General features: G+C 68.9%; 23 protein-coding genes. 4 read left to right on the top strand and 19 right to left on the bottom strand.

What is annotated here, in order from left to right; translation table 11 throughout:
- Positions 1–42 precede the first annotated feature (42 nt).
- From EV648_RS15675 to EV648_RS15620, 12 genes are all read right to left on the bottom strand, one after another.
- Positions 43–1,218: a DegT/DnrJ/EryC1/StrS aminotransferase family protein gene (locus EV648_RS15675; RefSeq protein ID WP_132291210.1), complete on the bottom strand. Its 1,176-nt coding sequence runs from the start codon at positions 1,216–1,218 to the stop codon at positions 43–45.
- Complete coding sequence (locus EV648_RS15670) at positions 1,215–1,997, bottom strand: amidohydrolase family protein (protein ID WP_132291207.1); 783 nt, start codon at positions 1,995–1,997, stop codon at positions 1,215–1,217. The genes EV648_RS15675 and EV648_RS15670 overlap by 4 nt, the downstream gene beginning before the upstream one ends.
- On the bottom strand, positions 1,994–2,683 hold the full coding sequence (locus EV648_RS15665; RefSeq protein WP_132291205.1) for an amidohydrolase family protein: 690 nt from the start codon (positions 2,681–2,683) through the stop codon (positions 1,994–1,996). The genes EV648_RS15670 and EV648_RS15665 overlap by 4 nt, the downstream gene beginning before the upstream one ends.
- Positions 2,680–3,552, bottom strand: a complete 873-nt coding sequence (locus tag EV648_RS15660) for a carbohydrate ABC transporter permease (RefSeq protein WP_241995218.1) — start codon at positions 3,550–3,552, stop codon at positions 2,680–2,682. The genes EV648_RS15665 and EV648_RS15660 overlap by 4 nt, the downstream gene beginning before the upstream one ends.
- Entirely contained in the window at positions 3,552–4,367 is an 816-nt protein-coding gene (locus tag EV648_RS15655) for a carbohydrate ABC transporter permease (protein WP_132292300.1), read from the bottom strand. The genes EV648_RS15660 and EV648_RS15655 overlap by 1 nt, the downstream gene beginning before the upstream one ends.
- Positions 4,368–4,510: 143 nt before the next feature.
- Positions 4,511–5,773: a sugar ABC transporter substrate-binding protein gene (locus tag EV648_RS15650; protein ID WP_132291202.1), complete on the bottom strand. Its 1,263-nt coding sequence runs from the start codon at positions 5,771–5,773 to the stop codon at positions 4,511–4,513.
- Positions 5,774–5,897: 124 nt separating this feature from the next.
- Complete coding sequence (locus tag EV648_RS15645; protein WP_132291199.1) at positions 5,898–7,931, bottom strand: hypothetical protein; 2,034 nt, start codon at positions 7,929–7,931, stop codon at positions 5,898–5,900.
- 192 nt (positions 7,932–8,123) lie between these two features.
- Complete coding sequence (locus EV648_RS15640; protein ID WP_132291196.1) at positions 8,124–8,807, bottom strand: hypothetical protein; 684 nt, start codon at positions 8,805–8,807, stop codon at positions 8,124–8,126.
- Positions 8,804–9,955 (bottom strand): L-histidine N(alpha)-methyltransferase, encoded by a 1,152-nt coding sequence (locus EV648_RS15635; protein WP_132291193.1) that lies wholly within the window; start codon positions 9,953–9,955, stop codon positions 8,804–8,806. The genes EV648_RS15640 and EV648_RS15635 overlap by 4 nt, the downstream gene beginning before the upstream one ends.
- Before the next feature lie 126 nt (positions 9,956–10,081).
- A complete protein-coding gene (locus EV648_RS15630) occupies positions 10,082–10,282 on the bottom strand; it encodes a cold-shock protein (protein WP_132186816.1) in 201 nt (66 codons plus the stop codon).
- A gap of 214 nt (positions 10,283–10,496) precedes the next feature.
- On the bottom strand, positions 10,497–10,676 hold the full coding sequence (locus tag EV648_RS15625) for a hypothetical protein (protein ID WP_132291190.1): 180 nt from the start codon (positions 10,674–10,676) through the stop codon (positions 10,497–10,499).
- On the bottom strand, positions 10,673–12,043 hold the full coding sequence (locus EV648_RS15620; RefSeq protein ID WP_132291187.1) for a PspC domain-containing protein: 1,371 nt from the start codon (positions 12,041–12,043) through the stop codon (positions 10,673–10,675). The genes EV648_RS15625 and EV648_RS15620 overlap by 4 nt, the downstream gene beginning before the upstream one ends.
- 210 nt (positions 12,044–12,253) lie before the next feature.
- Between EV648_RS15620 and EV648_RS15615 the strand changes: the two genes are divergently transcribed.
- The 3 genes from EV648_RS15615 (at position 12,254) to EV648_RS15605 (ending at position 15,856) form a co-directional block, all read left to right on the top strand.
- A complete protein-coding gene (locus EV648_RS15615; RefSeq protein WP_132291184.1) occupies positions 12,254–13,768 on the top strand; it encodes an ATP-binding protein in 1,515 nt (504 codons plus the stop codon).
- The gene (locus tag EV648_RS15610) at positions 13,765–14,409 is read left to right on the top strand and encodes a response regulator transcription factor (protein ID WP_132186820.1); all 645 of its coding nucleotides are present in this window, start codon (positions 13,765–13,767) and stop codon (positions 14,407–14,409) included. Before EV648_RS15615 ends, EV648_RS15610 begins: the two co-directional genes overlap by 4 nt.
- A gap of 124 nt (positions 14,410–14,533) precedes the next feature.
- Complete coding sequence (locus EV648_RS15605; protein ID WP_132291181.1) at positions 14,534–15,856, top strand: aminopeptidase C; 1,323 nt, start codon at positions 14,534–14,536, stop codon at positions 15,854–15,856.
- 65 nt (positions 15,857–15,921) lie between these two features.
- Here EV648_RS15605 and EV648_RS15600 read toward each other — a convergent pair whose 3' ends face one another.
- The 7 genes from EV648_RS15600 to EV648_RS15570 all read right to left on the bottom strand — a co-directional run bounded on the left by EV648_RS15600 (position 15,922) and on the right by EV648_RS15570 (position 21,410).
- On the bottom strand, positions 15,922–16,680 hold the full coding sequence (locus EV648_RS15600; protein WP_132291178.1) for an alpha/beta fold hydrolase: 759 nt from the start codon (positions 16,678–16,680) through the stop codon (positions 15,922–15,924).
- A gap of 166 nt (positions 16,681–16,846) precedes the next feature.
- On the bottom strand, positions 16,847–17,584 hold the full coding sequence (locus EV648_RS15595) for a PIG-L deacetylase family protein (RefSeq protein WP_132291175.1): 738 nt from the start codon (positions 17,582–17,584) through the stop codon (positions 16,847–16,849).
- A gap of 106 nt (positions 17,585–17,690) precedes the next feature.
- Positions 17,691–18,335, bottom strand: coding sequence for a ClpP family protease (locus EV648_RS15590; protein WP_132291172.1), 645 nt, complete (start codon positions 18,333–18,335; stop codon positions 17,691–17,693).
- Positions 18,335–18,982 (bottom strand): ClpP family protease, encoded by a 648-nt coding sequence (locus EV648_RS15585; protein WP_132291169.1) that lies wholly within the window; start codon positions 18,980–18,982, stop codon positions 18,335–18,337. Before EV648_RS15585 ends, EV648_RS15590 begins: the two co-directional genes overlap by 1 nt.
- A 61-nt stretch (positions 18,983–19,043) precedes the next feature.
- Positions 19,044–19,748, bottom strand: coding sequence for a response regulator transcription factor (locus EV648_RS15580; RefSeq protein WP_132291166.1), 705 nt, complete (start codon positions 19,746–19,748; stop codon positions 19,044–19,046).
- Positions 19,745–21,049, bottom strand: a complete 1,305-nt coding sequence (locus EV648_RS15575) for a sensor histidine kinase (protein ID WP_199234633.1) — start codon at positions 21,047–21,049, stop codon at positions 19,745–19,747. Before EV648_RS15575 ends, EV648_RS15580 begins: the two co-directional genes overlap by 4 nt.
- Before the next feature lie 10 nt (positions 21,050–21,059).
- A complete protein-coding gene (locus tag EV648_RS15570; protein ID WP_199234632.1) occupies positions 21,060–21,410 on the bottom strand; it encodes a hypothetical protein in 351 nt (116 codons plus the stop codon).
- 299 nt (positions 21,411–21,709) lie between these two features.
- Between EV648_RS15570 and pcrA the strand changes: the two genes are divergently transcribed.
- Positions 21,710–24,037, top strand: a complete 2,328-nt coding sequence (gene pcrA / locus EV648_RS15565) for a DNA helicase PcrA (protein WP_132186825.1) — start codon at positions 21,710–21,712, stop codon at positions 24,035–24,037.
- The last annotated feature ends 40 nt before the right edge of the window (positions 24,038–24,077 follow it).

Genomic DNA, 24,077 nt, shown 5'->3' with positions numbered 1-24,077 from the left:
AAACCCTCCATGGCTAGCACGCCCTCGATGGCTGGCGAGGCCTCAACGGCTGGCAAAGGCCTGCCGGACCTTCGTCGCGGCCGAGACGATGTCGGCCAGGGCTTCCTCGTCGGCCATCAGTAGTTGCTGGCGGATCCACACCACCGAGTCCTCGGCGCGCTCGGCCACCGGGCAGACCTGGTGCCCGCCATAAGGACGGAGCGCGGCCTCGCGAGACAGCGACCGATACCCGGCATCCACCGGAACGCCTTCGGCCGTCATCGCCGCCAGGAAGTCGGCCTTGCTCCGCCCGCCGAACGCCCGCGGGTGATACCGGATCATCGCCAGGTGCCTGCTGTTCTTGGTAGTACCGGTCGGCTCCGACAACAGCTCCAGACCGTCGAAGTCCTTCAACTCCCTGCGCAGAAAGGCGATCGCGCGCTCGCGGGTGGCGAGCTGCTCGTCGAGCAGAGCCAGCTGCGGAAGCAGTACGGCGGCCTGGAACTCCGTCATCCGCAGATTCCACCCGACCTCGGGATGCTCGTACCACCCGCCCTCCAGGCTGCGGCCGACGTTGTGCAACGACCACAATCGCTGGTACAGGCTGAGGTCATCGGTGACGACCAGTCCACCTTCGCCGGCCGTCATCGCCTTGCTGGATTGGAAGCTGAAGCAGCCCACATCCCCGAGGGTTCCGACCGGACGATGCCGCCGGCTCGCGCCGTGGGCCTGAGCCGCGTCCTCCACGATCGCCAGGTCGTGGTCCCGGGCGAGCTCACCCAACGCGTCGAGATCAGCGGGAGCGCCGGCGAGATGGACCGGCATGATCGCCTTGGTCCGCGGACCGACCAACCGGTCGACCGCCGCCGGGTCGAGGTGCAAGGTGTCCGGCGTGACATCGGCGATCACCGGCCTTGCGCCCGCGAGGACGACCGCGGTCGCGCTGGCCACGAACGTGTAGGCGGGCACGATCACCTCGTCGTCCCGGCCGACCCCGAGCGCCCGCAACGCCAGGAAGAGCGCGACCGTCCCGTTCACCACGCAGACCCCGTACTGCGCACCGACGGACCTCGCGAACGCGTCCGCGAACTCCGTGACCTTCGTGCCGGAGGTGGCTCCCCAGTCCCCGCTGTCGAGCACTTCCAGCAGGAGATCGCGTTGCTCGGCAGTCGCCGCGGGTGGCCAGCTCGGCCAGCCCGCGCGGCGTACCGGCGTACCGCCGTCGAGGGCCAAGGTCATGGGGTCCCCTTCAGGAGTCGGGTCATGGTGCCGAAGAGCAGCAGGTCGCGATCGTCGGGTGTGAGCGGCGCGAGCATCACCCGGCCCAGGCCGACCCGGAGATCCAGGAAGAGCGCGTCGGAGCCGAACACCATCCGGTCGGCGCCTGCCGTGGCAACCAGCCAGGCGAGGTGGCGCGACGTCATCCGGGATCCGCAGATCTCCAGCGTCACGTTGGGGCAGCGCGCGGCCACGTCAGCCGCCGCGGGGAAGCCCGACGGCCAAAGCCCGGCATGGCCCATCAGCAACTGGACCTCCGGGTACCGCGGTGCCACGACCGCAAACCGCCCAGGATCCGACCAGGGTGACTCGTGCTGCCCGTGGGAGAGCACGAGCGCACCTCGCCGCGCGGCGAGTTCGAACGCGGGCTCGTAGCCAGGGCCGTCGAGCGGATGCTCGTGAGTGTCCGGGTGGAGCTTCAACCCGATCACGCCGGGCGCGCTGAGGAGTTCGTCCGCTCGCGCGGGGGCCTGCGGATCGTGCGGGTCGTAGACGGCGTACCCGAGGAAGCGGCCCGGATACCGGTCCAACTCGTCCAGCAGCGAAGCGTTTCCGGCGCGAGCATCCGGCCCGACCCCGAGCAGGTGAGACACGCACATCGTCGCGACCCCGCAGCGATCCATCACCGCGAGCAGGCCTTCCGTCGACGTGTCCGGGATCGCGAAGTTGAACCACGACCCCAGATGGCCGTGAGCGTCGATCACCCCGTCGACCAGCCCGTCGACCAGTGGGCCGCTCATCGGAGCAGCTCCAGGATGTTGCCGCCGGCAATCAGCTCGACCTCGGCGGCCGGGAGATCCAGGTGATCGAGCAGGAACCGCGGCCCGGCATCGTCGGACTCAGGAGATCCAGTGCCGAAGAGCACCCGCTGCGCGCCGTACCGCCGGGCGACCCATTCCACGCTCTGGTGACCGCACAACGTCGCCATGTCGACCCGTAGGCCGGGGTGCACGTCCATCAGCTCGGCGAGCTCCCGCAGGCTGCGGTAGCCCGTGTTGATCAGCACGATCCGCAACCCGGGCAGCTCCTTGGCAAGCCGGTCGACCGCCCCGAAGCCGGCGGACTCCCAGCCGAGCAGCACGGTGATACCCCGCTCCGCCAACTCCCCGGCGAGTGCCAGCCCCTGCGGTCCGGTCAAGGCGAACCGGTGCTCCGCCGGACACAACCGCGCCACCCGTACCCCGTCCGCGGGCGACGGCGTACCGAGTGGACCGGGCACGAGAACCGGTATGGCGAACAGCCGCGGGTGCTCCGGCAGGTCGGGGAGTGGTGAGGTCGGGTCGTAGTGGAGCGCGTACGAGTGCACGACGCACGCGGCGTCGATCGCGAGGCGGTCCAGTTCCGCGAGCAGGCCGGGCACGTCGACGCTCGGCACGTCGCCAGTTGGGACCGGCCCCAGGATCCGGTTGGCGTCGACGACCTTCACGCTTTCAACCCGGACATCGCGATGCTGTCGGTGAGATAACGCTGCAGCAACCCGAAGACCAGCAGGCTCGGCACCACGGTGATGGTCGCGCCGGCCATCACCTGGTTGATCGGCACGGCCTCGGTCTGCAGGGTCGCGAGCCCGACCGTCAACGTCTGCATCTGGCCGGACTGGCCGATCACCAACGGCCAGAGGAAGTCGTTCCAGTGCCACAGGAACACGAAGATGCCGAGCGTCGCCAGCGCCGGCCGGACCAGTGGCAGCACGATCGTGGTGAACGTCCGCCACTCCGAGGCCCCGTCGATCTCGGCTGCCTCGAACAGTTCGTCCGGCAACTGGCCGATGAACTGCCGCATCAGGAAGACCGCCTGCGAGTTCGCCAGCGTGGGCACGATCAGCCCCCAGTACCCGTCCACCCAGTCCAGCTTCGAGACGAGGATGTACGACGGGATCAGCGTCGCCTGGAACGGCACCATCAACGTGGCCAGGAACGCCCAGAACATCAACTCCCGGCCCGGGAACCTCTTCTTCGCGAACGCATACCCCGCCATCGCTGCGAACAGCAGGATGAACACCACGGAGACGAGCGAGTAGATCAGCGAGTTCACCGTCCAGCGCGGGATGTCCGAGCTGGACAGCACGTTCGCGAAGTTCTGCCACGTCATCCTGGTCGGGTTCAGCGCGTCCGGAAAGGTGCTGCCGCTCGCCGGCGCGAAGGCGACCAGCACCATCGCGGCGAACGGGACGATCGTCACGATCGCGGTCAGTGTCAGCAGGGTCGGCAAGGTCAGCCGCGCGACCGGCCGCTGCTGATGACGAGGGCTGTCGGTCGGACGGTCGAGCTTCGGCCTGTCCAGCAGGTTCACCATCAGTCGTCCCTCCCCACCAGACGGCGCTGGACCAGGGAGACGATCAGCACGATCGCGAACAGGACCAGGCCGATCGCGCTCGCGTAGCCGAAGTCGAAGTACTTGAAGCCGGAGTCGTAGAGCAGGTAGACGAGCGAGTAGCTGGACCGAACCGGCCCGCCGCCGGTCATCACGTACATCGCGTCGAACACCTGGAACGCCTGGATCGTCTCGATCACCAGCACGAAGAACAGCACCGGCCGGAGTTGCGGCAGGGTGACGTAGCGGAACCGCTGCCAGCTGCCGGCGCCGTCGATCATCGCGGCCTCCAGGTAGGAACGCGGGATGGACTGCAACCCGGCCAGCAGGATCAGCATCGAGTAGCCGAAACCCTTCCAGGCCGACGTCACCGCGATCGACGGCAGTACCGACTCGGCGCGGCCGAGGAAGTCGACCGGGCCGACGGAGAGCAGCCCGAGCAGCCCGTTGAGCAGGCCGTCCTCGGCGTCGTAGATCCACTTCCAGATCACCGCGGCGAGCACGATGCTGGTCACGTACGGCAGGAAGAACACGCCCCGGAAGAACCCGCGCCGCCAGACCACCTGGTGCAGCAGCAGCGCGGTACCGAGCGAGAGCAGCACCGTCAGCGGCACGAAGATCACCGTGTAGGTCAGGGTGACGACCAGGCTCTCGTGGGACATCCGGTCGCCGAGCAGCCGCGTGTAGTTGTCACCGGCAATGAAAGACCACCGGCCGTTGAGCCGGTAGTCGGTCAGCGAGAGCAGCACCGCGCCGACCACCGGCACGAACCGGAAGACGATGAACAGCACCAGCATCGGTGCCACGAACAACAGTCCCGCACGCGCCCGTGCCGACCGCGTCCCTAGTCCCGGCCACCCCCGGCGGCTCGGTGGCCGCCTCGCCACCGAGCCGCCGCCCCCAGGTCCCCCCAACCGACCGCCCGACGGGTCGAGGGTGGTCAACGCTGTCTCGACAGCAGGTCGTTCGCCTGCTGGGCGGCCGCGTCCAGCGCCTGCTGCGGCGTCTTCTTGCCGGTCAGCGCGGCCTGGATCTCTGCGCTGAGCAGCGACATCACCTGCCGGGCCGCGGGGTTGGGCTCACCCGGGAACGCGTACTGCAGCGCATCCGCGAACCTCTCCGCGTCCGCGTCCTTGGCCGGCACCTTGGCGTCGGTCCGCGGCGACAGGAAGCCCGACGCGGTGCCGAGGCTGACCACCTGCTTCGGCTCGATCATGAACTTCAGGAACTTCTCCGCGCCCCCGACGTTCTTCGACGCGGCGTTCACGGCGAGACCGCCGGGCAGGCCGAACCCGACCCGCTTCTTGCCTTCCAGCGGCATGCCGATGATGACGTTGCCGGCGCCCCAGGTGGTCGCGACCGTTTTGGCGTCGGCCGGGGTGTTGGTGAAACCCATCGCCACCTGCTGCTTGCCGAGCGCCTGATCGGCCACCACGTTGCCGTTGCTCAGGCCGCTCTTCGGTACCGCGCCCTCGTTGTAGAGCGTGGTGAGGAAGGTCAGCGCCTCGACGCCGGGCGCCTCGTTGAAGGCGGCCTTCTTGCCGTCGGAGGAGAACACCGAGCCGCCCGCCTGCCACAGCAGCGGGTAGAAGTTCAGGTTGAGCGTCGCCTCGGGAGAAGCCGAGTAGTCAAGCGTCGCAACGCCCGCCTGCTTGAGTTTCGGGGCGGCGGCCTTGATCTCGTCCCAGGTCTCCGGCGGTGTCTTGATGCCCGCCTTGTCGAGCAGTTTCTTGTTGTACACCGTGGTGGTGACGGTGTGGTAGATCGGCGCCGCGTAGAGCTTGCCGTCCGTGGTCAGAGCGCTGAGCGCACCCGGGAGGAAGCTCGACTTCGCCGACTCGACCACCTGGTCGACCGGCGCGAGCGAACCGCTCTTCACGTACTGCGGGATCTGGTCCGGGCCAAGCAGCAGGACATCGGGTCCCTTGTTGCCCGAGAAGGCGGCCGCCACCTTCTGGTCCCGGTTCGCCCACGGCTGCAGTTCGATCTTGAGGTCGGTGCCGGAGTTGGCCGCCTCGAAGTCCTTCTCGATCTGCGCCCAGTAGGCGTCGTTGGCCGGCTGGTCGGCGATCACGGGGTACATCCAGACCGTGACGCTGCCCCCGGTCGTGGACGCCTCGTCGGAACCACCACAGGCGGTGAGTGCGGCCGCGACCGCGAACGCGGTGAGCGGCGCCATGATGCGGCTGACACTGGTTTTCATCGGACCCCTTAGGCCGGAGGTGGAGCGGTGGATGACGCCCGGAGCTAATAACGGTCCAGGCCGAAACTAGTTGGCGGGGATTTCGGCTGTCAACGGGTGGGCGGCTGCCAACAGCGGCAAGCCGTCACCTGCCGAGGTCGACACGGAACAGTTCCGCGCCCTGGGAGAGCAGGAGTTGCCGGTCACCGCGCAGCGCGAGCCGCCGGTGCTGGTGTTCCACGACCACCGTCGGCGGCCGGTTCGAGCTCGGGTCGATCCGGTAGACCCGGGCGCCGTCGATCCCGGCGTACAGGGCCTTGCTGGTCGCGACGATGTCGCCGCCGATGCTGGTGCTGCCGAGAGTGAGGCGGCGGACCACCTTGCCGTGCTTGGGCTCGACGGCGAACACGGTCTTGCCCGCGACACCCCAGAGCAGCCCGTCCGGGCCGAGCACGACCGAGGTCACCGTGCCCTCGCCGATGACAGGGGCCGTCTCCCAGAGCTTGCGGGAGTGGGCCACATCCCAGGCGAAGACGGCGCCTTCTGTCCGGGTCGGCGGGGTCGTGCTCAGGCCGCCGGTGATCGAGGTGCCGCCGTACACGATGCCCTTGCGGGCGGTGATTCCGAAGACACTCTCGTCCTGGACGACGTTCCGGTTCACCTGCGTCGTTCCCGTCGCCGGGTCGTGAATCACCAGCGCGCCACCGAGGCGATCACCTTCCGGGACGGTGCCGACGGCGATCTTGCCGTTCACCTCGGCCAGGGCCCGGGCTCGCATCTGCAGGTCGGGCTTGAGGTTGACGGCCAGCTTGGGATTGTCCGGCGTACCGGGTGGGCCGGGCGCGTACTCGGGGCTGCTCCACGGTTGCGCCGGGTCGTAGGAGTAGAGCCGCGCTTCGGGGTACGCGCCGAGCCAGACCTTGCCGTCCTCGGTCTCCAGGACTGCCTCGAGCTGGGAGAACCTGTTGAAGGTGGCGGCCCCGGTTGCCGGGTCGACGACGGACAGGCCGCCGTTCAGGAAACCTCCTGCGTAGACGGAGGTCTTGCCGTCGGCCAGCGAGAGGATCTCGATCGGTTCCCGCCGTACCGCGGTCGGCAGGATCGCGGACTTGCCGGTCTGCGGGTTGTAGCGGAACATCTCGCCCCGCCAGAGGGTTCCGACGATGCTCTTGCCCGGGTAGTCGGGCAGGTTCAGCTCGGCCCAGCCGATCGGGCGGGTGTTCTGCACTCGCCCGGTGAAGGTCAGCCCGGTGCCGGTGAGCGTCTTCGTCGCGGGGTCATACCGCTTCAGCTCGCTCTGCTGGATCAGGTAGATCTCGCCGTCGTCCCCGGGCGGCGCGACGTCGAGTCCGTGGGCCGCGGGGATCTCGTCCACCCAGGTGCGGGTGGCGAGGTCGTAGACGAACAACGGGCCCGGGAAGGCGGTGCTGATCCGGACGTAGAGCCTGCCGTCACGGGCATTGAGGTCGTACACCGACTTGTCCTGGATGTCGCCGAGGCCGGTCGGCGGCGGGATCTCGGTGACCACGCCGCTGACCGGATCCAGCTCCGCGAGGTGCGCGTCCGGGAGTGAGCCGGTGTAGATCTTGCCGTTCGCGTAGTCGATGCTCTTGACGTACGGCTGGCCCGGAACGACCTGGCCGTAGTCCCGGACGGCACCCGTCGCGGCCTCGTAGCGGAATACCTGTCCGCCCGGGGACGTCCCGCCGTACACGTTGCCCTGGTCGTCGGTAGTCACCCGCCAGATGAACCCCTGCCCGGCGAGTGGTTGGCCGAGGTCCTCGGCGGTGTTGCCCGCGCCCGGGCGCCAGCGGTACAGGTGCCCGTTGTTGTAGGTGCCGACGTAGATCGTCCCGTCGGGCGCCGCGGCCACCGCGTAGCTGCCGTCGGCTCCGGGCAAGGGTGCCGAGACGAGGCTCGCGCCGGTGACGGGGTCGACGGCGTTGAGGTAGGCGGGCTTGCCGGTCGACACGTTCCACAGCGCCGGCTTGCCGTCCGGGCCGGGAGCAACGGTCCCGCCGATCAGCAGCACATCCGCGAGCGGAGTCCCCAGCGGTACGACGGTCGCCGGGCCGGGATGGCCGTCGGCCTGGGCGAAGGAGGTTGGGGCGGAGGAGAGGGCGAGCGGGGTGAGGAGCAGGGCGGCGAAGGCTGTCGCCACGGAGCGGGCAGATCGCATAGGGGCCTCCCGGATGACCTATTTACGGTCCTGTCCGAAAGTACAACTTCTGTATCCCGGCCACGTCAACCTCTCATTGCTCCGAAGGGGCGGCAGGTGGTTGCCACAAGTGGCAGCTCTTTCGGTCTTGACCGTTAATCATCCAGTTGCTATCACCAGGACAACTGCTCTGCGAGGCTCGGAACCATCTGATCAGGCGGGAGGGAGCCGGGTGAGGAGGGTTTCGAGCATCTCGCGGGTGGCGGCGAAGTAGCTGTTCTCACGGTGCAGCGCCCGGTGGAACGCGGCCAGCTCCGTTGGGGAGATGGTGTTGGAGAAGGTGCTGATCTCGGTCAGGTCGAGGCGCCGGTTGAACAGGTGCACGGTGTCGCGCCAGCGGTGCAGCAGTCCGACCAGCTCGGCGTCGCGGTGCCGGCCGAGTGCGCCGGAGACGAGGGCCAGGTCGACCGCGGACACGACCAGCCGCGGATAGACCTGGCGCTGGGTCGGTTGCTCGGGGGAGAAGCGATCGTCGGACAACAGCCTGGTGTTCTCCTGCAACTCGTCCGCGACCGCCCGCAGGATCTCGCTGCGCCGCTCGGACTCGGCGGTCAGCCGCTCCACGAAGATGCCGGTCAGACCGGCGACCAGGGTGAGCGAGTTGACCGCGGGTTCCCAGCGGCTGTTCTCCGGCCAGAAGAACCAGATCACGCCCAGCACGAACGCGACCATCAGCAACCCGTAGCTGACAACAGTCACGACCGTCCGCCGGTACGCCGCCCAGCGCGCGCCCTGCACCGACGAGCGCAGCGCCTTCGTCAGCACCCGCAGTCGCGCGAGCACCCGCAGCCGCGCCCGCCGCACATCCCGCCGCTCAGGCGGGCCTGGTTGGGTCATTGGGCCCAGATGTCGTCGGCCAGGGTCTTGGTGACGTCACCGGCCGACTCGGGGGCCAGCAGCAACAGCTCGAGGCCGAACGGGTTCGGGCGGCGAGTGTGGCGGAACTGGGACTGGATGCTCTCGACCGGGGTCAGGTCGCAGGCCTCGGTGAGCCGCTTCAGCCGGGCGGTCGAGTACTTCCGGGTGGTGTAGAGCCGGATCGTGTCACCGACCGGGAGCAGCACCTCGGTGTGGTCCGGCAGCCCCATCCGGATGTCGTCCTGGGTGGTGTTCTGCCAGAGGATCTTCACCAGCAGCGCGTCCTCGTCCTCGACCTCGCCGATGAACCGGACCAGTTCGTTGTCGATCTTCAGATCGGTGTTGTAGCGCAGCGCACTGGTGACGAACTCCGCGAACGCCCGGGTCTGGTGGTACTCGTCCGCGGCGGCTCGGGCCGTCTCGGCGTCCAGCCGGGTGGTGCTGGCGACCTCGAGCAGCAGCCGGTCCTGCGGGCGCAGCACCTCGGTGATCAGCTCGAGCAGTTCCTGGTCGTTCTCGAAGTTGGCCAGCGTGTTGCCGGTCAGCGTGTAGAGCAGCGGCTCGTCGCCGATCAGCCGGGTGAGCATCTGGGACAGCTCGGCCAGGTTGTCCGCGATCGAGAAGTCGAGCTGCACCGGCAGCACCTGCGCCATCGGGAACCTTGCCCCGCGCACCGGTTCGAGGGTGCCCATCCGGAGCATCTCCGAGCTCATGTCGACCGGGATGTAGTACATGTCGGGGTTGTCGCGCCGCATGTCCTCGAGGATGGTTCGGTCCTTCACCCCGGTGCCGATGCCCAGGCTGACCAGGTGGAAGCCGCCCTTGGCGACGTGCGGCTTGACCTTGCGCCAGTGCCGCAGGAACCACTCCGTGCCCGCCTTCATCACCAGGTAGAACGGGTCGTTGGTGGCGTTCGCCCAGGCGATGGTCGGGCCGATGCCCCAGTAGGAGAAGCCGGAGGTGATCTGCTTGCCGTCGCCGGTCTTCGACACCGGTCCGCGCAGATCGCCGGTCAGGGTGGCGAGCTTGTCCGTCTGGTCCTCGCCGACCAGCAGCAACGACCAGGCGAAGTCGTCGTCCGCGAGGGCGTGCTCCAGCTTGCGGATCACCGGTATCGGCTCGCTCACGTCCTGTCCCTCCCAAGGTGAGAGGTTAGGTTATCGGTTGCCCACGCTCCGCGCAGGCACAGTAAAGCCCTGCCCCGGCCGTGATGATCAGGATCGGCCGGGTCAGGGCTTGGACACTGGGAGCCGTCAGACCGCCTTCACGGCGTCGGCCTCGCGGCCCTTCGGGCCGTCCACCACGTCGAACTCGACCTGCTGGCCGTCCTCCAGGGTCTTGTACCCGTCGGAGACGATCTTGCTCCAGTGGACGAAGACGTCGTCCTGGCCGTCGACGGCGAGAAAGCCGTAGCCCTTGTCGGCGTTGAACCACTTCACGGTGCCGCGCACCATCACAACTCCTGTAGACCTTCAACGGGACCCGCTGCACTCGGGCCCCTAGGGTGCCGGTCGACCGAACTCGCGGCCGACCGAGCGGTCAACAAGACTAACTGAGCCGCGCAGGCCGGTTACCGAGTGGTTCACAGTGTGGGTGCCCGGCGTTCAGCGCCGGTTGGTGGTCAACCGCGCCGCGAGGCGGGTGGTCAGCCGCGCTGCGGGGCGGTGGTCAGCCGCGCTGCGAGGCGGCCAGGCCGACCACGCCGGCGACCACCAGCAGCAGTGCCGCGGTCAGGCCGAGGTCGTCGGTCTGGACGATGCCGTTGTCGTTCAGGATCCAGATGGTCGCGCTGCCGGAGAGCACGGTGCCGGCGATGATGCCGGGCACATCGGCCTTCGTCCGCTTCATCCGCGCTCCACTGTGATGCTGCCGAGTTTGAGGTGCACGTCCACGTTGACGGACTGCGGACCCTTCTTAGCGTCGGCGCCGAGATCGGTCAACTGCACGTCGGCGTTGTGGCCGCCCTTCTGCTGGCCGAAGGTGATCAGCTCACCCGCCTCCGCCGACAGGTTCGCGTTGACATCCACGTCCGGCGGGACCTTGACGACCACCTCGCCGACACCGCCATTCACGACCACCTTGGCGCCCGGCGCGAAGGTCGCCTTGGTCAGGTCCAGGTGGACGGACCCCGCGTCGAACGTGTACGCCGTACTGGTCGCGGTGATCGTCGTGCCCGGGGCGGCGACGAAGTTCACGTCGGCGAAGTCGCGGGGCATGTTCGGGAAGACGGTGCTCACGGCGACGCCGATGGCCAGCAGGATGCCGAGCGGCAGCAGCGCCAGGGTCCGGCCCAGGAAGCCGCCGACCAGCATGCCGAGGCCGAGCGTGGCCAGGCCGATCACCAGCATCATCGAGGTGCCTGCGCCGGCCGCCCAGGCGATCGCGATCGCGACACCGGTCAGCGCGACGATCGCCGGCTTCACCCCTCGCAGCCCCTTGACCGGAGGCTCCGCCTTCGTCCGGGTGGCAGTCGCCGGCGGCTCGTCGACGTACAGGCCCAGGGGGTCGTCCTCGGTCCACACAGGCTGGACCGGGGCGGTCACCCGGTCCTGTGGTCTCTGTGCGGCCGAGGACGACAGGCCCGCCGGGGGAGCTGACGGGCCGCTCTGAGCCGCCGCCGAGTACTGCGGCGCGGCAGAACCTTGCGGAGCTGAGTCCTGTACTCCGGAGCCAGGCGCGGCAGATCCGGGGTTGAAGGCGCCGGGCGTGGTGGCGCCGGTCGCCGAGGGATCGGCGGGGGTGGTGCCGTTGCCGCCGGTCCAGTGGCCGCCGCGGTGGGACCAGTGCTGCTTTCGTCCCTTGCGGCGGAACACCAGCAGCCACAGCAGCCCGAGCACCACCAGGGGTCCGGGGATGATCCGGCCGAAGTTGAACGACGACATCATCGCGATCGCGACGAAGACGCAGATGCCGATCACCACGGGCCACAGCCACGGGTGGTCGGGCCGGATCCGGTCGCCGAGCAGGCCCTGGGCCGCCGAGCGGTCGCTGCCCTCGTCCGGCATCAGCACCCAGGCGGCCACGTAGAAGAACAGTCCCGGGCCACTGATGACGAGGACCGCCATCACCACCCGGACCAGCACCGGGTCGATGTTGAGTGCCCGGCCGATGCCGCCGCAGACGCCGGCCAGCATCCGGTCGGACCTGCTCCGCCGCCAGCTCTGCACATCCTTCAGCTGGTCGCGGTCGAATCCGCCGCTCGAGTTCTGCTCCATGTCATCGATGGTGTCCCCCCGCGGGCGGCCACAACATAGGGGATACCCCCCGCCGTCCCCGGACGTTACGCAGCGTAAGACCCAGGCGGGAGGCGGCGACTCGGGGATGTCCCCTGGCCGACCCTGAGTCCCGCGGGGGCCGCGGTGAGGAGCCGGCCGGGGAGAAGCCTGCTGGTGTCGGCCCTGTCCGCGTGTGACGATTCTTGGGAGATGACACAACCAGCCGCTTCCGCGCCCGCGGGCGGACCCCCGGCCACCGGGGCTCCGGCCGCCGGTCCGCATGCCCAGGGCCCGCACGGCCCGGGCGGCTACGGTCCAGGTGGGTACGGCCCGGGTGCCTACGGCGCGCAGGGCCAGGGTCCCTACGCCGGGCAGGCGCAGGGTGCCTTCGGCGGGCAGGGACAGGGTTCTTACGGGACGCCCGGGCCGCAGCAGCCGGCTGGCAACGAGCCACCACCGGTACGCCGTGCCTACCGCCGCGCGGAGGGCCGGGTGCTCAGCGGAGTGGCCGGTGGCGTCGCCGATCACCTGGGCGTGTCCGACACCGCGGTACGGCTGGTGTTCATCGCCGCGACCGTGTTCGGCGGCTTCGGCGTCCTCATCTACGCGGCGCTGTGGTTCTTGATGCCACTCGCCATCCCGACGGTCCCGCCGGTTCCGGCCGCGCCAGGACTGGCCGCCGCGACCCGGAAGGGGATGCGGGCGGACCAGCCGCCCCCGACGATCTCGTCGGAGGGCAAGGAACGCAGGCGGGAGAAGAACCGCGGCCAGCTGACGGCCCTGGTCGTCACGGGCGTCGGCATCCTGCTGCTGCTCCAGGTGGCCGGGTTCGGCATCGCCGGGAAGATGTTCTGGCCGCTGGTGTTCGCGGGCACCGGTCTGGCGCTGATCTGGCGGCAGGCCGACGAAGGCCAGAAGACGGCCTGGACCAACAAGGCGCCGACCCTCGGAGCGCTGTTCGGCAAGGGTGGCCTGAAGTCGATCATCCGGGTGGCGGTCGGGCTGATCATGATCGGCACCGCGGTCACCGTGTTCCTGGTGCAGAACAACCGGCTCTCGATGGTCGGCGACGTGCTGATCGCCCTGCTGCTCGCGGTGATCGGGATCGGCGTCATCGCCGGGCCGTGGGTGCACCGGCTGAGCCGGGACCTGAACGCCGAGCGCGGCGAGCGCATCCGGTCACAGGAACGCGCCGACATGGCGGCCCACCTGCACGACTCGGTGCTGCAGACGCTGGCGCTGATCCAGAAGCAGGCGAACGACCCGCGAGCCGTAGTACGGCTGGCTAGGTCGCAGGAGCGTGACCTGCGGTCGTGGTTGTACGACGAGGACGACAACACCGACCAGACCCTCGCGGGAGCGGCCAAACGCGCCGCCGCCGAGGTCGAGGACTCCCACGGCGTCCCGGTCGAGGTGGTCACGGTCGGGGACTGCGACCTGACCGAGGGGTTGTCGGCGATGGTGCGAGCGGCCCGCGAGTCGATGGTGAACGCCGCCAAGCACTCCGGGGCTGACAAGATCGACGTGTTCGTCGAGGTCGACGGGGACCGGGCCGAGATCTTCGTCCGGGACCGCGGCAAGGGCTTCGACGCCGACGGGGTGCCGGAGGACCGGCTGGGGCTGCGGCACAGCGTGATGGGCAGGATGGAACGGCACGGCGGCCGCGCAACGGTGCGGTCGAACCCGGAGACAGGCACCGAAGTGCGACTGGAGATGGACAGATGAGCAACCAGCGGCGAGTGGTCGTGGTGGACGACCACGACATGTTCCGGGCCGGCGTGCGCAGCGAGATCGGTGCTTCGGTGGAGATCGTCGGCGAGGGCGCCGACGTCGACAGTGCGGTGAAGGCGATCATCGCCGGCGAGCCGGACGTGGTCCTGCTCGACGTGCACCTGCCCGGCGGCGGTGGCACCGAGGTGATGAAGCAGGTGCACCAGCGGCACCCGGAGGTGAAGTTCCTGGCGCTGTCGGTGTCCGACGCGGCCGAGGACGTGATCGGCGTGATCCGGGCCGGCGCCCGCGGCTACGTGACCAAGAACATCAGCGGCACCGAACTGGTCGACGCGATCGGGCGGGTGGCCGACGGTGACGCGGTGTTCTCGCCGCGGCTGGCCGGCTTCGTGCTGGACGCGTTCTCCGGTGCGATCGACATCGCCTCGGTCGACGAGGACCTGGACCGGCTGTCCCAGCGCGAGCGCGAGGTACTGCGGCTGATCGCGCGTGGCTACGCCTACAAGGAGGTGGCGCGCGAGCTGTTCATCTCGGTCAAGACCGTCGAGACGCACGTCTCCAGCGTGCTGCGCAAGCTCCAGCTCTCCAACCGCCACGAACTCACCCGCTGGGCCACCGACCGCCGCCTGGTCTGACCCCGTCGGGCCGATCCGTCCGGCCTTCGCCAGGGGTCGTGGGTGGCGGGTTGTGGACAGGTCACACATTCGCCACCCCGTCAGGGGCGCAAGGAGCTTTGCCGCTGTTATACCGTCGACTCTCATGGAGCGGAATCTCACCCCCGAACAGCTCGAGCTCTTCGAGAAGGAGTTCGCATCGCGCCCGTCGTACCGGGTGATGCAGAACGCCGTCACGGAGACGCCGGTCGCCAAGATCGCCCTGGACCGTCAGGTCGTCACCTCGCTCGACCATTCGGTGTCGAACCTGCTGGACGACTGGAAGGTGACGAATCAGAAGAAGAGCGGCCGCTGCTGGCTGTTCGCCGGCCTGAACCTGCTGCGGGTCGGCGCCGCGGACAAGCTCGGGGTCAAGGACTTCGAGTTCTCCCAGAACTACCTGCTGTTCTGGGACAAGTTCGAGCGGTCCAACTTCTTCCTCGAGGCGATGATCGAGACCGCCGAGCGCGACGTCGACGACCGGACGGTGGCGCACCTGCTGTCCGACCCGATCGGTGACGGCGGCCAGTGGAACATGTTCGTCGCGCTGGTCCGCAAGCACGGTCTGGTGCCGAAGACCGCGATGCCGGAGACCGAGAGCTCGTCGGCCACCGCCCAGCTGAACGACACCCTCCGCAAGGTGCTCCGCCAGGGCGCCCGGGACCTGCGCACCATCGACGGCGTCGAGGCGCAGCGGGCCCGCAAGCAGGAGATCCTGACCACCGTGCACCGGGTGCTGAGCATCCACCTCGGCACACCGCCGCAGAAGTTCCTGTGGCAGTGGAAGGACAGCGACAAGGGCTTCCACCGCGACGGCTGGACCACTCCGGCGGAGTTCGCCGAGGCGTACGTCACGCTGCCGGTCGACGAGTACGTCTGCATCGTGCACGACCCGCGCGAGTCCAGCCCGACCGGCAAGACCTTCACCGTCGACTACCTGGGCAACGTCATCGACGCCCCGCCGGTGGTCTACCTGAACGTCGAGGTGGACCTGATGAAGCAGCTCGCCCAGGATGCGATCGTCGGTGGCGAGCCGGTCTGGTTCGGCTGCGACGTCGGCAAGCAGATGTCGGCCGACCTCGGCTACTGGGACGCCAAGCTGTACGACTACGAGGCCGTCTACGACACCGAGTTCAGCCTGAACAAGGCCGAGCGGCTGCTGCACCACGAGACGCTGATGACGCACGCGATGCTCTTCACCGGCGTCGACCTGGTCGACGGCAAGCCGCGCCGCTGGCGGGTGGAGAACAGCTGGGGTGACGAGAAGGCCGACAGCGGCTTCTGGACCATGAACGACTCGTGGTTCGGCGAGCACGTCTTCGAGATCGCGGTCCGCCGCTCCGCCCTCCCGGCAGAGCTCCAGGCCCGCCTCGACGACGCCCCGATCGTCCTCCCCGCCTGGGACCCGATGGGTGCCCTCGCAGACTGATTCGCTGTACTACGCCGCCGGCCGGAGACCCCAGGGGTTCTCCGGCCGGCGGCGTTTTCAGAGCTTCATCCCTGCACGGTAAGTGCCGTGCGGACCAGGTCGATCCCTTCCGCGGCACGTTCCAGGGTCGGCAGGTGTCCGGCCCACGGCAGTTCGACGTACTCGACGTCGGGCAGTTGGGTGGCCAGGAGCGCCGCGCCCTCGCGGAAGAACTGCAGGTCGTGCGCCCCGCTGAAGAGCTTGACCGGCGCGGTGATCGCGGCCGGAGTCACCTCGTACTCCTCGTTGTCCACGTCGTCGCCGGCGGCTATCTGCACCTCGAACGCCCGCGCCTGCATGACCCGCAGGAGCTCGCGGGCCTCGGCATCCGCCTCCGGGCCGAGCCAGATCTCCACGTTGAGTGCGGTCGCGCTGTCGACGTCCCCTGCCTCCAGCAGGCGGTTCTCCTCGGCCCAGAACGCCCTGAGGTCCTCCGTCGGCTCCACCCCGTCCACCGGCGGCGACATCAGTACCAGCCGGCTGAACCTCTCCGGCGCCCTGCTCGCAGCCTGCAGCACCACGTTCGCCCCGTACGACGCCGCGACCACCGCCGTGGTACCGATCCCGAGGTGGTCGAGCAACTCCAGCACATCCCCGGCATCGGAGTACTTCTCGGCCACCTCCAGCGGCGTCTCGCCGTACCCCCGAAGGTCGAGCGTGATGACCTGGTGGTCCCGGCGCAGGTCCTCGACCTGCCCGGCCCACATCCGGGAGTCCGCCACACCGGCATGAACCAACAGAACAGCCGGCCCAGTGCCGACCACCGCATGATGAAGTGAAGTCATGCGGCGAGCATCACCGCACACCTCGCTGACGGCAAATCCTTTATTCACCGGGCTGCGCCGCATTTCACCGGGCTGTGGTGCTTATCTCCTGATCCTCGGCGGTGAAGTCGGTGGAGAAGGGAGGTCCTTGGCCCGCATCGAGTTCGTCGAGGCGGGCCGTGTCTCCTCAGTGGAGGCGGATGACGGTGAAGGGTTCGGCGAGGTGGCCTTCGGGGAAACCCGCGGTGGCGGCGTTCTCGCGCATCCACCCCTGGATCATGGTGGGCAGACCGTCGGGGTTCTGGTGCTGACTGGCGTGCGACATCAGCGCGGCGAGCTTGGCGTCGTACACGCCGGTGATGTCGACGTAGTGGTTGCGCTCGGGGTGTTCCATCATCCAGAGCTCGCCCACGTCCCACGCCTTCAGGCCGTCGGCCTCGAGCTCGGGGAACGCGTACGGGTTGCCTGCCGCCGGGTAGAACGCGCGGACGGTGGCTTCTGCCGTCGCCATGTGATCCGGGTGCGAGACCGGCAGGCGCGACCAGTTGCGTTCGGGGGACTGCCCGAGCAGCCGCCGTGGGCGGACCTGGCGGATCACTCGGACCAGGTCGCGGATGAGCTCCCTGGTGGGCTCGACCGATCCGTCCTCGTACCCGAGGAAATGCAGGTCGTGTACGCCGACGTGCTCGGCGGCGGTGGTCTGTTCGGCCCGCCGGACCGCGGGCATCTCAGCACGGTCGCGGTCCGGCTCGAAGCCACCGGCCTGGCCGTCGGTGACGATGCAGTAGCTGACCTCGATCCCGGCCCGGGTCCACTTGGCCACCGTGCCGGCGCCGCCGAAGTCGATGTCGTCCGGATGCGCGACGATCGCCAGCACGCGCTCGATCTCGTCGTCAGGGCGGGGATTACCAACGGGCACACTCACGTCAGTGACCCTAGCGTCCTCCGCCACTGGCTTTTGCCCGGAAGACACCGCCCCACACACCGGTCTTTCGCGTGGATGGCGCCGGCCTTGCCCCGCCCCCGCCTGGTCAAGCGCTGGCGGCGGTCGGGTGGTGGATGCCGGCGCCTTCCAGGACGGCGACGGGGAAGCGATGCTGGATGACCTCGTCGACGACGCCGTACTCGCGGGCCGTCTCCGCCGTCAGGACGTGATCCCGATCGGTGTCGTGCCGCAGCCGCTCCACCGTCTGCCCGGTGTGCGCGGACAGGATCGTCTCCACCTGGCTGCGAACCCGGACCACCTCGTCGGCCTGCAGGATCAGGTCGGGGATCGTCCCCTGCCCACGGGCGGCCGGCTGGTGCAGGACCACGCGCGCGTGCGGCAGGATCGCCCGCTGACCGGGTGCGCCGGCAGCCAGCAGTACTGCGCCGGCGGCGATCGCCTGCCCGACGCAGAAGGTCGCGACGGGGGATCGGACGAACTGCATGGTGTCGTAGATCGCCAGCATCGCGGTCATGTCACCGCCCTCGCAGTTGATGTAGAGGTTGATCGGCTGCTCCGGCTTGTCGGCTTCCAGGTGGAGCAGTTGGGCGATCATCGCGTTCGCGACGCCGGCGTCGATGCCGGTGCCGAGGTAGATGACGCGTTCACTCAGCAAGTGCGAGTAGACGTCCATGATCCGCTCGCCCCGCGGGTGCTGGGTGATCACGCTGGGAATCGTGTAACTGCTCATCAGGCCGCTCCCGCCTTCGCTGCTACTTGTTCAGTTGCCTGTACCTCTGCTGGTGTTCCGTGGTTCCGCAGTGGCATCACCTGGTCGAAGGACGAGACCACGTGGTCGATGAAGCCGTACTCGAGGGCCTGCTCGGCCGTGTACCAGTGGTCGTGCAGCGAGTCCTCGAAAACCGTGGACCGTGGCTGACCGGTGTCCTGCGCGATCAACCCGAGCACGGTGTCCCGGATGTGGCGCAGGTCGTTCGCCTGGATCTCGATCTCGACGGCCGACCCGCCGATGCCGGCCGAGCCCTGGTGCATCAGGACCCGCGCGTGCGGCAGGGCGAACCGCTTCCCCGGAGTACCGGCGGAGAGCAGGAACTGACCGGCACTGCAGGCCAGCCCGAGGACGAGTGTCGAGACGTCGCACGGCACCAGCCGCATGACGTCGCGGATGGCGAGCATCGACGGCACCGAGCCGCCGATCGAGTGGATCCACAAGGCGATGTCGGTGGTGGAATCCTCGGCCGCGAGGGTGAGGATCTGGGTGGCCAGCAGCGTGCCGTTGTCGTCGTTCAGCTGGCCGTCGAGGACGACGACCCGCTGGCGGAACAACTGCTGCCGGGACTGCTCGTTGAACAGCAAGACCTTGTTCTCATCGGACATGTCTCCACCTTGTCCGACCAGGCTCGCCGAACCCCAGGTTTTCTGCTGCTAGCAGGTCTGCTCACAGCCGATCCGATCGCAGCAGCCCTCGTCTGAAGGCCTCCGCGACCGCGGCCGCGCGATCGTTGACGTCGAGCTTGGCGTAGATGTTCAGCAGGTGACTCTTCACCGTCGCCTCGCTGATGAACAGCTTCGCGGCGGACTCACGGTTGGTGCTGCCGGCCGCGACCAGTTCGAGGACCTCGAGTTCTCGCTGACTGAGCAGCGGCTCCACTTCCGGCGTACGGACTCTGTTGACCAGGCGGGTGGCGACCGATGGCGACAGGACGGACTGCCCGGCGGCCGCTGCTCGGACCGCTCGGATGAGTTCGTCGCGGGGTGCGTCCTTGAGCAGGTAGCCGGTCGCGCCCGCCTCGATCGCCGGTACTACGTAGCTGTCGGTGTCGTAGGTGGTCAGGACCAGGATCCGGGCGGTGATGCCGCGGCTCGCGAACTCCTTGATCGCGGTGAGGCCGTCCATACCGGGCATCCGCAGATCCATCAGGATCACGTCGGGCCGGAGCGCCGGGGCGAGTCTGAGCGCCTCGGCACCGTCGGAAGCCTCACCCAGTACTTCGAACGCGGGGTCGGGCGCGAACATCCCGATCAACCCGTCCCGGACCACCGGATGGTCGTCCACGATCAGCAGCCTGATCGGATCGCTCGCGGGGTTGGGGTTCGGGTCGCCCGCGGGGTTGAGGTTTGCGTCGGGGTCGTGGCCCGTCATGCGGTGGCTCCTGCGAAGGTCGCCGGGATGCGGGCGGAGATCGCGGTGCCGTTGCCTGGTTCGGATTCCACCTGCAGGGCGCCGGAGAGGCCTTCGATCCGCTCCCGCATCGCGACCAGGCCGAACCCGCCGCCCTCACGCGACTCCTCGGCGCCCTCGCGCTGTCCGTCGACGCCGGCCCGCGTCCGCAGTACAAGGTCTTGAGGTGTGAAGCCGGTGCCGTCGTCGCGGACGTCGAGGGCGATCTCGTGCTCGAGGTAGGACAGGGTGACGCCGACGCGGGTCGCCCTTGCATGCTTGGCGATGTTGGCGAGCGCCTCCTGCGCGGTACGGAGCAGCGCGACCTCGGCTTCGGGGTGCATCGGCCGCGGGGTGCCCGTCGTCGTGACCTCGATCGGGACCTTGTGGAGACTCGACCAGCGGTCGCCGACGTCGGCCAGCGCGTCAGCGAGGCGGGCCGTCCGCAGCGGTTCGGGGCGCAGCGCGTGGACCGATCGGCGCGCCTCCGACAGACTCTCGCGGGCCAGGCCGGTCGCGGCCTCGACGTGCCTGCGCCACCGCGCCGGATCCTCGCGGGCCTGCTCGACCGCCTGCAACTGCGTGATGATCCCGGTCAGCCCCTGCGCCAGGGTGTCGTGGATCTCGCGTGCCATCCGCTGGCGCTCGTCGAGTACTCCGGCTTCTCTCGCCTGGACCAGGAGACGCTCGTGCAGGGCGGCGTTCTCGGCCAGCATCGCCTCGAGCTCGCGGTTGGCCTGACTCACCTCCGCGAGGGCGTTGTCCCGCTGGTCGTGCTGCTTCGCCTGGTGCCATTCGATCCAGGCGTAACCACACATCGGGACCACGTTCACGGCCAGGACGGCGAAGTACCCGATCAGCCCGAAGACCGTGGACTTGTCGACGCTGGAGGCCTGCGCGGTACCGGCCAGCATCGCCACCGCGGCGGCGCCGGCCAGCAGCCACGGCCAGCGCAGGACTCTGAAGGCGTAGATGTAGGCGACCGGCGCGAAGATCCCGAACCACGGATCCCTGACGACGAGAACGGCCAGGATCGCGATCAGCCCGGTGAAGAAGATCACCATGGTGCGCGGCCGATCCCGCCAGCCGGGGTGCAGGGTGACCATCCACGCGATCCACGCGGCGGCCGCCGCGCACAGCGCCAGATCGACGAGCAGCGACGAGGTCTCGCCCTGCTTGATGATCACCGTGCAGAGCGCCAGCGCGGCGAGCACGACGTACGGCGCGACGATGACGGCCGGCGACCACGGCCGCCCCCGCACGTCCACCGCGAGGCTGCTCACGTCAGCCAATCTAGCGCTCGCCGAACGCAGCCCGAAGGTGCTTGCCGTTGACAACCAGGACGACCCCGAGCAGCACCACTCCGCAGACCGCCTGATCGATCTTCATCCACACGGGGAACATCCCCGGGATCGCGACGATCACCACGATCGCCACCACCATCACCGCCGAAAGCACCCGCAACCGCCGGAAGGCGCCCTTCGAGCCATTCGCGGCCCTGGCGGCGAAAACCGACATCAACGTCGCGCTACCCACGACGATGGTCCCTCTGACCCACACCGCATCAGTGACGACCTCCACGTGACGCCGAAGCAGCACGATTGCCGCCAAGGTGAGGACGCTGATCGCCAGATACACCCCCACCAATCCCCGCACCCGCCCCAACGCGGCCCTGGTGTCCACATCCTTCCTCTCCGTACCGACATTTCCCACGACCCGACCTCTCTTCCTGTCTCCTCCAGCCTCGCGACCCAACCCCCTCCCGCACACCGCCCAACCGGCTGACCGGCCACCAGCCGATCGGCCACCGGTACTGCGCCCGCGGTACTGCCCCGCCGGTACTGCGTTGCCGGGAGGTGGCGGGTGTTCGGTCAGCGGTGACCTGGGGGCGGGGCGGCACGTAGTACGGGAACTGTCCGGGGGAGCGCCTAGGCTGGGGGGTGATGACGACGCTCTTCTCTCCAGACGAACTGCCGGTGCCGCTCGAGGAGCCCAAGAAGCACCGGACCGACCCGGAATCGCTGCTCGAGGGGCTGAACCCGCAGCAGCGGGCCGCTGTCGTGCACGCCGGGAAACCGCTGCTCGTGGTGGCGGGTGCCGGCTCGGGCAAGACGCGGGTGCTGACCCGGCGGATCGCCTATCTGCTGGCGGCGCGGGACGCGCATCCCGGGTCGATCCTGGCGATCACGTTCACCAACAAGGCGGCCGCGGAGATGCGGGAGCGGGTGGTCGAGCTGGTCGGGCCGCGCGCGAAGCTGATGTGGGTCTCGACGTTCCACTCGTCGTGCGTGCGGATCCTGCGCCGCGACATCAAGCGGTTCGGGATCAGCTCGACGTTCTCGATCTACGACGACACCGACTCGCGGCGGCTGATGACGCTGGTGTGCCGGGAGCTCGACCTGGACGTCAAGCGGTACAACCCGCGCGCGGTGCTGAACTGGATCAGCACCCAGAAGAACGAGCTGATCGACCACGAGACGTCCGCGGCGAAGGCCTCGAACCACCTCGAGGAGACCTACGCCGAGTGCTACCGGATCTACCAGGAGCGGCTCGCGCAGGCGAACGCGCTGGACTTCGACGACCTGCTGATGACCACGGTGAACCTGCTGCAGGCGTTCCCGGAGGTCCGCGAGTACTACCGCCGCAGGTTCCGCCACGTGCTCGTCGACGAGTACCAGGACACCAACCACGCGCAGTACACGCTGATCCGGGAGCTGTGCGCGGACCTCGAGCCGGGGCCGAACGACGGGCCGGTCAGCCCGCCGGCCGAGCTGATGGTGGTCGGTGACGCGGACCAGTCGATCTACGCCTTCCGGGGCGCGACGATCCGCAACATCCTCGCGTTCGAGGAGGACTTCACCAACGCCGAGACGATCCTGCTGGAGCAGAACTACCGCTCCACCCAGACGATCCTGACCGCGGCGAACGCGGTGATCAGCCGCAACGAGGGCCGCAAGGCGAAGAACCTGTGGTCCGACTCGGGCCAGGGCGAGCAGATCGCCGTCTACGTGGCGGACAACGAGCACGACGAGGCGCAGTTCGTCGCGGACGAGATCGACCGGCTCACCGACGCCGACGGGGTGAAGCCGTCGGACGTGGCGGTGTTCTACCGGACGAACGCCCAGTCCCGCGTGTTCGAGGAGGTCTTCATCCGCACCGGCCATCCGTACAAGGTGGTCGGCGGTGTCCGGTTCTACGAGCGCAAGGAGGTCCGCGACGCGCTGGCCTACCTGCGGGTGCTGGTGAACCCCGAGGACCTGGTCTCGCTGCGCCGGATCCTGAACGTGCCGAAGCGGGGGATCGGCGACCGCGCCGAGGCCGCCATCGAGGCGCTCGCGCAACGGGATCGGATCCCCTTCTCGGCCGCGCTGCGCCGGGCCCAGGACGCCCCGGCGATGGCCAGCCGCAGCGTCAACGCGGTGCAGGCGTTCGTCGACATCCTCGACGAGCTCACCGCGATGGTCGACTCGGGCGCCCCGCCGGACGACATCCTGGACGTCGCCCTGCACCGCTCCGGGTACTACGAGGAGCTGCAGAAGTCGCCGGATCCCCAGGACGAGACCCGGCTGGAGAACCTCGACGAGTTCATCTCGGTGGCTCGCGAGTTCGTCGAGGAGCGGACGGCCGCGGCCGAGCCGTCGGACCTGCAGGCGTTCCTCGAGCGGGTCGCCCTGGTCGCGGACGCGGACCAGATCCCCGACGCCGCCGACGACGGTGGCGTCGTCACGCTGATGACCCTGCACACCGCGAAGGGCCTCGAGTTCCCGGTGGTCTTCCTGACCGGCATGGAGGACGGCGTCTTCCCGCACTCCCGGTCGCTCACGGACATGAAGGAGCTCGAGGAGGAGCGGCGGCTCGCGTACGTCGGGATCACCCGCGCGCGGCAGCGGCTGGCGATCTCCCGGGCCGCTGTCCGCAGTGCGTACGGCGCTCCGCAGCACAACCCGCCGTCCAGGTTCCTCGAGGAGATCCCGGCGGAGCTGCTGGACTGGCGCCGCGACGAGTCCGCGATCACCCGCTGGTCCGGCACCGGGACGTCCTCGGGCGGAGCCAGCGGAGTCACCAGCCGCTGGGAGCCGGCCCGCCGTACGGCCTCGGACAAGCCGGTGATCAGCCTGAATCCGGGCGATCGGGTGGTGCACGACACCTTCGGGATGGGCACCGTCGTGGTGGTCCGGGGCGAGGGTCAGCAGGCGCAGGCCGACATCGATTTCGGCTCCGAAGGGGTCAAACGGCTGCTGCTGCGCTACGCACCGGTGGAGAAGATCTGAGACGTTTCCGTTGCGTTCCGGGGCTCAGCTGACACAATCG

This window comes from Kribbella sp. VKM Ac-2568, from assembly GCF_004345365.1.
Classification (GTDB): domain Bacteria; phylum Actinomycetota; class Actinomycetes; order Propionibacteriales; family Kribbellaceae; genus Kribbella; species Kribbella orskensis.
The sequence above is the reverse complement of the archived record's forward strand: the minus strand, read 5'-3'. Positions and strand labels throughout refer to the sequence as shown.